The organism is Mesorhizobium sp. M8A.F.Ca.ET.021.01.1.1 (assembly GCF_003998025.1).
In the GTDB taxonomy this organism is placed as follows: Bacteria; Pseudomonadota; Alphaproteobacteria; order Rhizobiales; family Rhizobiaceae; genus Mesorhizobium.
In genome coordinates, this window is the sequence record NZ_RZSJ01000148.1 from 1 (window position 1) to 11518 (window position 11518).

Annotated in this window: 10 protein-coding genes; 4 read left to right on the forward strand and 6 right to left on the reverse strand. The window is 65.5% G+C overall.

Going from position 1 to position 11518, the window contains the following annotated elements; translation table 11 throughout:
• Positions 1–157: 157 nt before the first annotated feature.
• On the reverse strand, positions 158–793 hold the full coding sequence (locus EOA36_RS14110) for an isoprenylcysteine carboxylmethyltransferase family protein (protein ID WP_127278164.1): 636 nt from the start codon (positions 791–793) through the stop codon (positions 158–160).
• A 234-nt stretch (positions 794–1027) separates the two neighbouring features.
• On the opposite strand from EOA36_RS14110, the gene EOA36_RS14115 reads away from it, so the two are divergent.
• The 3 genes from EOA36_RS14115 (at position 1028) to EOA36_RS14125 (ending at position 4021) form a co-directional block, all read left to right on the forward strand.
• On the forward strand, positions 1028–1813 hold the full coding sequence (locus EOA36_RS14115; RefSeq protein ID WP_127278165.1) for a hypothetical protein: 786 nt from the start codon (positions 1028–1030) through the stop codon (positions 1811–1813).
• A 106-nt stretch (positions 1814–1919) separates the two neighbouring features.
• Positions 1920–2603, forward strand: coding sequence for a winged helix-turn-helix domain-containing protein (locus tag EOA36_RS14120; RefSeq protein ID WP_127278166.1), 684 nt, complete (start codon positions 1920–1922; stop codon positions 2601–2603).
• A gap of 47 nt (positions 2604–2650) precedes the next feature.
• Positions 2651–4021: an ATP-binding protein gene (locus tag EOA36_RS14125; RefSeq protein ID WP_127278167.1), complete on the forward strand. Its 1371-nt coding sequence runs from the start codon at positions 2651–2653 to the stop codon at positions 4019–4021.
• Between the two features lie 448 nt (positions 4022–4469).
• Here EOA36_RS14125 and EOA36_RS14130 read toward each other — a convergent pair whose 3' ends face one another.
• Positions 4470–4898 (reverse strand): Lrp/AsnC family transcriptional regulator, encoded by a 429-nt coding sequence (locus tag EOA36_RS14130; protein WP_127278168.1) that lies wholly within the window; start codon positions 4896–4898, stop codon positions 4470–4472.
• A 121-nt stretch (positions 4899–5019) separates the two neighbouring features.
• On the opposite strand from EOA36_RS14130, the gene EOA36_RS14135 reads away from it, so the two are divergent.
• A complete protein-coding gene (locus tag EOA36_RS14135; protein ID WP_127278169.1) occupies positions 5020–6123 on the forward strand; it encodes a saccharopine dehydrogenase family protein in 1104 nt (367 codons plus the stop codon).
• A 182-nt stretch (positions 6124–6305) separates the two neighbouring features.
• Here EOA36_RS14135 and lpdA read toward each other — a convergent pair whose 3' ends face one another.
• The 4 genes from lpdA to EOA36_RS14160 form a co-directional block, all read right to left on the reverse strand.
• Positions 6306–7703, reverse strand: a complete 1398-nt coding sequence (lpdA, locus tag EOA36_RS14140; protein WP_127278170.1) for a dihydrolipoyl dehydrogenase — start codon at positions 7701–7703, stop codon at positions 6306–6308.
• Positions 7704–7942: 239 nt separating this feature from the next.
• A complete protein-coding gene (locus tag EOA36_RS14150; RefSeq protein WP_127278171.1) occupies positions 7943–9271 on the reverse strand; it encodes a dihydrolipoamide acetyltransferase family protein in 1329 nt (442 codons plus the stop codon).
• An 11-nt stretch (positions 9272–9282) separates the two neighbouring features.
• Positions 9283–10296 (reverse strand): alpha-ketoacid dehydrogenase subunit beta, encoded by a 1014-nt coding sequence (locus EOA36_RS14155; RefSeq protein ID WP_127278172.1) that lies wholly within the window; start codon positions 10294–10296, stop codon positions 9283–9285.
• 3 nt (positions 10297–10299) lie between these two features.
• Positions 10300–11517 carry a thiamine pyrophosphate-dependent enzyme gene (locus EOA36_RS14160; RefSeq protein ID WP_127278173.1) on the reverse strand — a complete coding sequence of 406 codons (1218 nt, stop codon included), beginning with the start codon at positions 11515–11517 and terminating at the stop codon, positions 10300–10302.
• Between the last annotated feature and the right edge of the window lies 1 nt (position 11518).

The window sequence follows — 11518 nt, forward strand, 5'->3', positions numbered from 1 at the left end:
GTGCTGCACAAGAAGTTCGACGGCAGCGTCGCCAAGGCGGATGGCAGCGTCGACCGGCTGAAATGGCAGACGCTGTATTTTTGCCGGAAGGTCGGGGCGAACTGGAAGATATCAGGCTTCGTCGGCTACATGCCCTATCCGCTGGGCGGCTAGCCGATCAGTAAAGCGTGACGAAGGCCGGGAACATCACGCCGGTCTCCCGCAAATACTCGATAAGCTCGATGGCCGGGAAGATGGCGAGGAAATAGAGTCCGTCAAAGAAGGTGCGCCGCAGCGCGCGCGTCGAGAACTGCAGCTCGTCATTGTCGCGGTAGAGCAGCGGGTTCGGCCAGAACCGGGGCGTCGCCTTGATATAGGCTGTATAGGCCGCGCCGAACTTGCCCAGGAGATATTCGGCTTCCTTGCGCGCCGTGACGCGGAAGATGAGGAAGCTGGCAACGCCAAGGGCGGCGGCGGCCACCAGCGAGCCGTAGAGCAGGCCGATGCCGACCGCGCCGACCGTCGAGAAGAAGTAGAGCGGGTTCTGGCTCATCGAGAACGGTCCCGTCGAAACCAGCTCCTCATTCTTCTTGCCGCCGACATAGAGGATGCTCCACAGCCGGCCGACGACGCAGATCAGCACCAGGCAGAAGCCGACCAGTTCGAGCGTTTCGTGCCCATCCGAGCCTTCGCTGAGCGCCGGTTTGGTCAGGAACAGGAGCAGCACCGCCAGCGCCGCCGCGATGCGGATGAAAATCAGCCGCTTGCGCTGATCGAAAGCCTTCGAAACCGGCTTGAGGGAGGCGTAGGTCATTCGGGTTTTCCTGGGGCGCTCCGTGCGAGCCCGGCCACTGGGGCACGCCATTGATGGCGGATACAAGGCGCTCGCTCTCTATCAGCGCACCGCGAGGCTTTCGTAAAGGCCTTTTGCGTCAACGACAGCGATCCTTACGAATTTGTATGCCAGCGGACAGGCTGGGGTGAAGCCGCTTGCCTATTGTCCGGATGCCGGATCGCCACCGCAACCATCGACATCGGGATATCTGCCATGCTCGCGCTTCCCACCGCACCAAACCAAAACAGGGTTCCCGACGTCACTCTCGATTTCTGGCTGATCAAGCTGATGGCCGTCACCATGGGCGAGACGGCGGCCGACTATCTCGCCGTCAACCTCGGTCTTGGGCTGACCGTCACCTCGCTGATCATGACCGGCGTCCTGATCGTCGCCCTTGCCGTCCAGTTCGCGCAGAAGCGCTACGTGCCCTGGGCCTACTGGCTGGCGGTGGTGCTGATCAGCGTCGTCGGCACGCTGATCACCGACAATCTCGTCGACACGTTCGGCGTGCGCCTGCAGACCACCACGATTGCCTTTTCCGTGGTGCTCGCGGCGACGTTCGCGGTCTGGTACGCAGCCGAACGGACGCTGTCGATCCACACCATCTTCACGACCCGGCGCGAGATCTTCTACTGGCTGGCGATCCTCTTCACCTTCTCGCTCGGCACCGCCGCCGGCGATCTGGTCGCCGAGAGCTTCGACATGGGCTATCTGACCACGGGCCTGCTGTTCGGCGGCGTCATCGCGCTCATCGCTCTCGCCTACTATCTGCTCCGTCTGGACGGCATCCTGGCCTTCTGGCTCGCCTACATCCTGACGCGGCCGCTTGGCGCGTCCTTCGGCGATTGGCTGTCGCAGCCCGTCGAATATGGCGGCCTCGGCTTCGGCACCACCTTCACCAGCCTGGTCTTCCTCGGCTGCATCGTCGCCCTGGTTCTCTACATGACGCTGAGAAAGAATGCCGACGAGCTCGACGAGATGTTGCTGGACTCGGATTGAACCCAGGCGGCGAGCGCCGCGGGATCGGCCAGCTTCACCGCGGTCCTAGGAACCAACCCGTGCCGGTGATAGCCTGCCCCGACATCGGCAATCAACCGGAACAGCGATGCGACTTCTTCTTGTCGAGGACGACCAAAGGACGGCCGATTACGTCGTCAGGGGGCTGACCGAGGCCGGCCATGTCTGCGACCTCCTGCGCGACGGTCATGACGCGCTTTTCGCGGCGACCAGCGGCGCCTACGACGTGATCATCGCCGACCGCATGATCCCCGGCCTCGACGGCCTGTCGATGGTCAAGGCGGTCCGCGCCGCGGGCGTGCGCACGCCGGCGATCTTCCTCACCTCCGTCGGCGGCATCGACGACCGCGTCGAGGGCCTCGAGGCCGGCGGCGACGACTATCTGGTCAAGCCCTTCGCCTTTTCCGAGCTGCTCGCCCGCATCAATGCGCTCGGCCGGCGGCCGGCGGTGCAGGAGCAGAAGACGGTGTTGAAGGTTGGCGACCTGGAGATGGACCTGATCATGCGGCGCGTCGTCAGGCAAGGCCAGCCGATCGACCTGCAGCCGAGGGAGTTCAGCCTGCTGGAGGTGCTGATGCGCGGCGAGGGCCGGGTCATCACCCGCACCATGCTTCTGGAGCGCGTCTGGGATTTTCATTTCGATCCCAAGACCAGCGTCGTCGAGACCCATATCAGCCGGTTGCGGGCCAAGGTCGACAAGCCGTTCGAAACCCAGCTCATCCACACCATCCGCAACACCGGCTACAGTCTGCACGCGCCGCTTTCCCAGTGATCGCGATATCCCGATGACCGCGAATTTCCCATGACCGCGAACTTCAGATGACCGCCACCTGGACCCGCCTGCTGCGCAGCACGCCGTTCCGGCTTGCCCTGACATTCGCCTTCCTGTTCATGCTGGCCTTCGTGCTGGCGGGCGCCATCGTCTACCAGATGATGAGCGCCGATCTCGCCGAGCAGCTTGACGACACCATCAAGGAAACCTACGCAGTCATCGCCTCAGCCTATGCCGACAACGATCCCAAGGAGCTGGTCGAGACCGTGGAGAGCCACGCCACGCGCAGCCCGAAGAAGGAGCAGCTGTTTTCGCTGACCGACTCGGCCGGTAACCGCCTGGCCGGCAACTTCACCGCGGCCGGGCTTCCCGACGGCTTCTCGATGTTCGGCGCCGAGATGCCTGGCCTGCCCCCGGACACCGAATACCGCGCCTATTCCGGTTCGGTCGGCGCCAACACCTTGACCGTCGCCTTCAGCCTCTCCGAGACGGAGGAGCTGGAAACGATCATGCTGATGAGCTTCGGCTGGGCGACCCTGATCATCACCGGCCTGGCCGTCACCGGCGGCGCCCTGCTCGCCTCGCGCGTCCAGCGCCGCCTCGACGGAATTGCCGCCACGATGGTCGACGTCTCGCATGGCCGGCTGGATACCCGCATCCCGCTGACCGGCAAGGACGACGACATCGACATCGTCTCCAGCCAGGTCAATGACGCGCTCGATCGCCTGTCGGCGCTGGTCGAAGGCATGAAGCAGGTCAGCGCCGACATCGCGCACGATTTGAAGACGCCGCTCAACCGGCTGCAGATGATCCTGGAGAGCGCCGCCGACAAGGCCGCGCGGCGCCAAGACGTCTCCGACGATCTGGCCGACGCGCGTTCCGAAGGCCACCAGATCAACGAGACTTTCGATGCGCTGCTGCGGATCGCCCAGATCGAGGCCGGCGCGCGCAAGGCGCGCTTCACCGATGTCGATCTCGGCGAGATCCTGCGGACCATCGCCGAGATCTACACCGACGTGGCCGAGGATGACGGGAAGGTGCTGTCGCCCACGCAGCTGAACGAAATGGTGGACCGGGTCCATGGCGACCGGGAACTGTTGACGCAGATGTTCGCCAATCTGGTCGAGAACGCGCTGCGCCATTGCCCTCCCGGCACGACCATCAACCTGACGGTGACGCGCCGGGGCGAGCGTGTCCTTGCCAGCGTCGCCGACAATGGCCCCGGTATTCCTCCGGGCGAGCGCGAAAAAGTGTTTCAGCGGCTCTACCGGCTGGATCACAGCCGGTCGACGCCCGGCAGCGGCCTTGGCCTCAGCCTCGTCCGGGCCATCGCCGATCTGCACGGCGCGACCATCGCGCTTGAGGACCGTAAGCCCGGCCTCGCCGTGGTGGTGAGTTTTCCCGTAGCTACGGCTTAGCCGACAAATTGCCGGTGCTGGCCAGGCCAGCTTGGGTTCCTCGCCCCCGCTTTGGCTACGCTATGAAAACATCTTCTGTGATTGGCGTGACTGACCGACGTGAGCTCGATTGCCGCGTGGTTCCCCCAATCCGTCGCGGCTTCGCCGCGCCACCTTTCCCCCCTCCGGAGGGAAAGGAAGGGGAGCCTTGCTGGACAAGCGTTGACGGCAAGGAGCTTGGCGCCTTTCCTCTCCCCCGTCGATCGGGGGGTCCGAAGGACGGGCGAGACCGGTGGCTCGCCCCGGCAAGTGGCTCGGCGAAGCCGAGACGGAGTGGGGGTCGACCAGCGCGGCACAAGACAATTCACGCGCTAAGCCGTCATGCCACGCGATCGCCGCTACCAGCCGCCCGGAAATGCGCGCATGCTTAGCGCCTCTGGCGGGAGCGAGGAGCCCGAGTCCTGAGTACTCACCTGTCGATCCGCGTCGACAGGATGATCGACGACGACGTCCGTTCGACCCCCTCCATGGCGCCGATCTGGTCGAGGAGCGTGTCGAGGTCGCGGATCGACGGCGCGTCGACGATGACGATCATGTCGAAATTGCCGCTGACGGAGTGCAGTGTCCTGACCGGCGGCAGCGCCTGCAGGGCGCGCACCACTTTGTCGGCGAGCTTGGGCGTGACGGTGAGCAGCACATGTGCCCTGACTAGCCCCTGCTCATAGTCCGGCGACAGCCTGACGCCATAGCCCGTGATGATGCCGCGCTGCTCCAGCCGCTCGATCCGGCTTTGCACCGTCGTGCGCGACACGCCGAGCTGGCGCGCCAGTTCGGCCGTCGAGGCGCGCGCGTTGGCGCGCAGCAGCGAAAGCAGGGCCTGTTCGGCATCACTGAGCATTTCGACGAATCCTTTCGGCAATTCGACAAAAGATAGGGTTCACATTGCAGGATTCCACGCTTCCTTTCGACAGGCAAGCTGCGATGATTCCGGCAAACGCGGATCGCAGGGGAATTTGACCATGAACAAAATCGTTATCGTCGGGGCCGGCAAGATCGGCTCGACCATCGCCGAAATGCTTGCTGAAACGGGCGACTACCAGGTCACCCTCGTCGACCGCTCGGCGGCACAGCTCACTGCTGCCGAGGTGCCCGATAGCGTCGAGACGCTCGAACTCGACATCGCGGCGGTCGGTGCGCTCGAGGCGGCGCTCACCGGCAAGTTCGCGGTGCTGAGCGCCGCCCCCTTCCATCTCACCACGCGCATCGCCGAGGCGGCGGCCAGCGCCGGCGTGCATTATCTCGACCTCACCGAGGATGTCGTCTCGACCAGGCGCGTCAAGGAACTGGCCCGTTCCGCCAAGAGCGCCTTCATCCCGCAATGCGGGCTGGCGCCGGGCTTCATCTCGATCGTCGCCAACGACCTCGCCAGCCGCTTCGACACGCTGGAAAGCGTGCGCATGCGCGTCGGCGCGCTGCCGCAATACCCGTCCAACGCGCTGAACTACAATCTGACCTGGAGCACCGACGGCGTCATCAACGAATATTGCGAGCCTTGCGAGGCGATCGTCGAAGGCGAGCTGGTCGAAGTGCCGCCGCTGGAAGAGCGCGAGGAGTTCTCGCTCGACGGCGTCACCTACGAGGCGTTCAACACCTCCGGCGGGCTCGGCACCTTGGCCGAGACGCTGAAGGGCAAGGTGCGCACGCTGAACTACCGCACCATCCGCTATCCCGGCCATGCCGCGATCATGAAGGCGCTGCTCAACGATCTCGGCCTGCGCCATCGCCGCGACGTGTTGAAGGACATTTTCGAAAGTGCTTTGCCGGCCACGCTGCAGGACGTGGTCATCGTCTTCGTCACCGTCAGTGGCCGCAGACAAGGCCGTCTGCTGCAGGAGACCTACGCCAACAAGATCTATTCCAGGCGCGTCGGCCAGACGGTGCGCAGCGCCATCCAGATCACCACGGCTTCCGGAATCTGCGCCGTGCTCGACATGCTGGCCGACGGCTCGCTGCCGGCGACCGGCTTCGTCAAGCAGGAGGAGATCGCGCTCGACGCCTTCCTCGCCAACCGCTTCGGCCGCGCCTATGCCCAGCACGATATGGTGAGCCGGCTGGCGGGGTGAGGAGCGCCAGCCTTTCTCCCTTCTCCCCCTTGTGGGAGAAGGTGGCCTCGCGAAGCGAGGTCGGATGAGGGGTGTTCCAGCTTGGCGCCGACGGCACTCCGGCACCCACCCCTCAACCGTCTCGGCGCTGCGCGCCGATCCACCTTCTCCCACAAGGGGAGAAGGAAAGACCAACGCCGCGCTCAAATATGCAGCGCGTGCCCCAGCGCCTTGAGCGCCGCTTCCTGGAACCCCTCGCCCTGCGTCGGATGGGCATGGATCGTTCCGGCGATGTCCTCCAGCCTTGCGCCCATTTCCAGCGCCAGCCCGAAGGCCGCCGACAGTTCCGAAACGCCCTGGCCGACCGCCTGGATGCCGAGCACCAGGTGATTGTCCGCGCGTGCCACGACGCGGACGAACCCGTCTTCGCCGAGCTTGGTCATCGCGCGGCCATTGGCGGCGAAGGGGAACAGGCCGATCTTGATCTCGCCGCCGAGTGCTTTGGCCTCTTCGGGCGACAGCCCCGCCGTCACCAATTCGGGATCGGTGAAGCAGACGGCGGGGATCGAGCGCTTGTCCCAGCTGCGCTTGTGGCCGGCGACGATCTCGGCGACCATCTCGCCTTGCGCCATTGCCCGGTGCGCCAGCATCGGCTCGCCGGTGACGTCGCCGATGGCGAAGACGCCGCGCATCGAGGTGCGGCACTGGTCGTCGATCCTGATAAATTTTCCGGCCCTGTCGAGATCGATCTGCTCGAGCCCCCAGCCCTCGGTCACCGGCTTGCGGCCGACCGTCACCAGGATCTTGTCCGCGGCGACCTTGCCGCTCTTGCCGTCGGATGTCTCGACCAGCAACGCGTCGCCCTTCGTCGACAGGCCCTTGGCCTTGGCGCCTGTCATCACTTCGACGCCGAGCGCGGCGAGCCGCTTGACCACGGGCCGGGTCAGCTCCGCATCATACTGCGCCAGCACGCGCGGCAGGGCTTCGACCACGGTCACCTCGGCGCCCATCTTGGCGAAGGCCATGCCGAGCTCCAGCCCGATATAGCCGCCACCGACGACCGCAAGCTTCTTGGGCACTTCGCTCAACGCCAGGGCCTCGGTGGATGAGATCACCGGCCCGCCAAACGGAAGAAAAGACAGTTCGACCGGCGCCGAGCCCGTCGCGATGACGATTGTCTCGGCCCGGATCACCTGGCTTCCCGTCTCGGTCTCGACCTCGACGGTCTTGCCGTCGCGAAAGGTCGCCCAGCCCTGCACGGTCTTCACCCCGGCCTTCTTGAGCAGGCCGGCAACGCCACTGTTGAGCCGGCTGACGATCCCGTCCTTCCAGGCGACGGTCCTGGCGAGATCGAGCACCGGTGCCGTGACCGAAATGCCGAGCGGGCTCTTGCCGCCGGCCATATGCGCGACCTTCTCGAACTCCTCCGCCGCGTGGATCAGGGCCTTGGACGGGATGCAGCCGACATTGAGGCAGGTGCCGCCCGGCTTGCCGGCCTCGACGATCACCGTATCGACACCGAGCTGCCCGGCACGAATGGCGCAGATGTAGCCGCCCGGACCGGCGCCGATGACGAGCAGCTTGCAGGAGATTTCTTTCATGGTGTGACCCTTCGACCCGAGGGAATGCTCCGTCGAGATTCTTCACGCCCCCCTCTGTCCTGCCGGACATCTCCCCCACGAGGGGGGAGATTGGCAGCTTCGTCGCTTCGCTCATTCTTGCGATGATAGAGATTGGCGAAACCCGGCGTGACGTCCAATCTCCCCCCTTGTGGGGGAGATGCCTGGCAAGGCAGAGGGGGGCGCTGTCCCGCAGTCATCTCGGTCATTCCGCCGCCCCTCTAATCCACGAAAATCAGCGCCGGCGTTTCCAGCAGCGCCTTTATCCGCTGCACGAACACCGCCGCGTCCCAGCCGTCGATGACGCGGTGGTCGAAGCTCGACGACAGGTTCATCATCTTGCGCGGGATGAACTGTGTGCCGTCCCACACGGGCCGCACCATCATCTTGTTGACGCCGATGATCGCGACCTCCGGATGATTGATGACCGGCGTGGTCGCCACGCCGCCCATGGCGCCGAGCGAGGTGATGGTGATGGTCGACCCGGACAGCTCGTCACGGGTCGCAGTGCCCGACTTGGCCGCCCCGGCCAGCCTGGCGACCTCGGCGCCGCAATCCCAGATGTCGCGCGCCTCGGCATGCTTGACGACAGGCACCACCAGCCCCGACGGCGTCTGCGCGGCGATGCCGATATGGATGCCGCCATGCTGGTGGATGATGCCGGCCTCGTCGTCGAACAGCGAATTGAGTTGAGGCTGGTCCGCGATGGCCTTGACCATCGCCCGCATCAGGAACGGCAGCAGCGTCAGCTTGGGCCTCTCCGCGCCTCCCTTGGCCGGGCGCTTTTCCTTGTTGAGCGCGGCGCGCAATTCCTCCAACGGGGTGACGTCGATCTCCTCGACATAGGTGATGTGCGGGATGCGCGACTTGGACAGCGTCATCTTCTCGGCGATCTTTCGCCGCAGGCCGACCAGTTTGATGTCCTCGATCGCATCGTTGCGGGCGAGACCCGATGTCTTGGCCAGTTGCGGCCCGCGCGCCAGGAACGCCTCGATGTCTTCGTGGCCGATGCGGCCGGCCGGGCCGCTGCCCGCGATTTGCCTGAGATCGATGCCGGCCTCTTTCGCCCGCAGGCGGACGGCTGGCGACGCCAGCGGCTTTTCGCCTTCCGGGCGCGGCGCGCCGGCCGAGGCCCGTGCGGTGGTCTTCGCGGCAGCCTGCGGCGGTGCGGGTTTTACCGGTGCCTCGGCGGGCTTTGCCACCTTGGGCGACGGTGCGGTTTCGGGTTTCGGGCTCGGCAGCTTGGCGGGCGCTTCGGCCTCTGCGGTTGGTTCCGCTTCTTTGCCGCCGGCCTTCACATTGCCCTCGCCCGCCACCTTCAGCCGCACGATTGGCGAACCGATCGCCACCGTGTCGCCGATCTCCGCGCCCAGCCACAGGATCTCGCCATCGACGGGCGACGGGATTTCGACCGTCGCCTTGTCGGTCATGACGGCGGCAAGCACCGTGTCCTCGCGCACGATGTCGCCGATTTTCACGTGCCATTCGACGAGTTCCGCCTCGGCGACGCCCTCGCCGACATCGGGCAGCTTGATGATGTGTTCGCCCATCTCAGGCCTCCCTAAGCTTCCAATGTTTCGATGAGGGCACGGCCGACGCGCGCGGGCCCCGGAAAATACTCCCACTCCTGCGCGTGCGGATAGGGCGTGTCCCAGCCGGCGACGCGGGCCACCGGCGCCTCCAGATGGTAGAAGCAGTTTTCCTGCACCAACGCCGACAGCTCGGCGCCGAAACCGGAGGTCAGCGTCGCCTCGTGCACGATGACGCAACGTCCTGTTTTCCTGACCGATGCGACGATGGTGTCGAGATCGAGCGGCAGCAGCGTCCGGAGATCGATGATCTCGGCGTCGATGCCGGTTTCCGCGGCCGCGGCCTGGGCGACATAGACCATGGTTCCATAGGCGAGCACCGTGACAGCCGAGCCCGCCCTGCGGATCGCCGCCTTGCCGAGCGGCACGGTATAATGGCCGTCGGCGACCTCGCCGAGCTCGTGCTTCGACCATGGCGTCACCGGCCGGTCGTGATGGCCGTCGAACGGACCGTTGTAGAGCCGCTTCGGCTCGAGGAAGATCACCGGGTCCGGATCCTCGATCGCCGCGATCAGCAGGCCCTTGGCGTCATGCGGATTGGATGGCACCACCGTCTTCAGGCCCGACACATGGGTGAACAGCGCTTCCGGGCTCTGGCTGTGCGTCTGGCCGCCGAAAATGCCGCCGCCCGTCGGCATGCGCACCACGATCGGGCAGGTGAAGTCGCCATTGGAGCGGTAGCGCAGCCTTGCGGCTTCCTGCGTCAGCTGGTCGTAGGCCGGATACATGTAGTCGGCAAACTGAATTTCCACGCACGGCTTCAGGCCATAGGCGGCCATGCCGATGGCCGAGCCGACAATACCGGATTCGTTGATCGGCGCGTCGAAGCAGCGGCTCTTGCCGTACTTGGCCTGCAGCCCGTGCGTGACGCGAAAGACGCCGCCGAAGAAGCCGACATCCTCGCCGAACACGACGACTTTGCTGTCGCGCTCCATCGACACGTCCATGGCGTCGCGAATGGCCTCGATCATGGTCCGCCTTGGCATGGCTCAGACTCCCGCCTGCTGGCGTTGGCGTCTGAGATGCGGCGGCATCTCGGCAAACACACCTTCGAACATCTCGCGCGTCGACGGCTTGCCGCCGGCATGCAGCGTGCCGTGGCTTTCCGCCTCCTTCTGCGCCGCGATGACCGTGTCGAGGATTTCGGCCTCGGCCTGCGCGTGCCGCTCGTCCGACCAGACGCCGAGCTTGATGAGATGGTTCTTCAGCCGCATGACCGGGTCGCCGAGCGGCCAGGCGTCGGACTCGGTCTTCGGCCGGTAGGCGGAGGGGTCGTCCGAACTGGAATGAGCGCCGGCGCGGTAGGTGACATATTCGACCAGAGTCGGCCCGAGATTGTTGCGAGCCCGCTCGGCCGCCCATTTGGCCACCGCGTGGACGGCGAGATAGTCATTGCCGTCGACGCGCAGCGAAGGGATGCCGAAGCCGAGGCCTCGGGCCGCGAAGGTGCCCGAGCCCCCGCGCGCGATGCCCTGGAAGGTCGAGATCGCCCACTGGTTGTTGACGACGTTGAGCACCACCGGCGCCTTGTAGGTGGAGGCGAACACCAGCGCCGAATGAAAATCGGACTCCGCCGTCGAGCCGTCACCGATCCAGGCCGCGGCGATGCGCGAATCATTCGAGATCGCCGAGGCCATCGCCCAGCCGACAGCCTGGATGTACTGCGTCGCCAGATTTCCCGAGATCGAGAAGAAGCCGTGCTCCTTCGACGAATACATGATCGGCAGCTGGCGGCCCTTCAGCGGGTCGGCCTCGTTGGAATAGATCTGGTTCATCATCGTGACCATCGGATAGCCGTCGGCGATGAGCAGCCCGGCCTGCCGATAGGTCGGGAAATTCATGTCGCCGGGCGCCAGCGCCTTGCGGAAGGCGCAGCTCACCGCTTCTTCACCGAGATGCTGCATGTAGAAGGAGGTCTTGCCTTGCCTCTGCGCCATCTGCATGCGCGCATCGAAGGTCCGCAGCGTCATCATGTTGCGCAGGCCTACCAGCAATTCCTCGCTGGAAAGCAGCCCGGCCCACGGCCCGACCGCCTCGCCATCGCGGTTGAGCACGCGGATGATCGAGAAGGCCATGTCGCGGATGGTGCGTGGATCGACATCGATCTCGGGGCGCGGCACCGAGCCGGCCCCGGCGATGGTCACGTTGGAGAAATCAGGCGTGCCGCCCGGCCGCACTTCCGGCTCCGGAACGTGGAACCGCAACATC

Bases quoted from the DNA above. Each gene is read 5' to 3' on its own strand.
- EOA36_RS14110 (WP_127278164.1), bottom strand. From the start codon at position 793: ATGACCTACGCCTCCCTCAAGCCGGTTTCGAAGGCTTTCGATCAGCGC.
- EOA36_RS14115 (WP_127278165.1), top strand. From the start codon at position 1,028: ATGCTCGCGCTTCCCACCGCACCAAACCAAAACAGGGTTCCCGACGTC.
- EOA36_RS14120 (WP_127278166.1), top strand. From the start codon at position 1,920: ATGCGACTTCTTCTTGTCGAGGACGACCAAAGGACGGCCGATTACGTC.
- EOA36_RS14125 (WP_127278167.1), top strand. From the start codon at position 2,651: ATGACCGCCACCTGGACCCGCCTGCTGCGCAGCACGCCGTTCCGGCTT.
- EOA36_RS14130 (WP_127278168.1), bottom strand. From the start codon at position 4,898: ATGCTCAGTGATGCCGAACAGGCCCTGCTTTCGCTGCTGCGCGCCAAC.
- EOA36_RS14135 (WP_127278169.1), top strand. From the start codon at position 5,020: ATGAACAAAATCGTTATCGTCGGGGCCGGCAAGATCGGCTCGACCATC.
- lpdA (WP_127278170.1), bottom strand. From the start codon at position 7,703: ATGAAAGAAATCTCCTGCAAGCTGCTCGTCATCGGCGCCGGTCCGGGC.
- EOA36_RS14150 (WP_127278171.1), bottom strand. From the start codon at position 9,271: ATGGGCGAACACATCATCAAGCTGCCCGATGTCGGCGAGGGCGTCGCC.
- EOA36_RS14155 (WP_127278172.1), bottom strand. From the start codon at position 10,296: ATGCCAAGGCGGACCATGATCGAGGCCATTCGCGACGCCATGGACGTG.
- EOA36_RS14160 (WP_127278173.1), bottom strand. From the start codon at position 11,517: ATGTTGCGGTTCCACGTTCCGGAGCCGGAAGTGCGGCCGGGCGGCACG.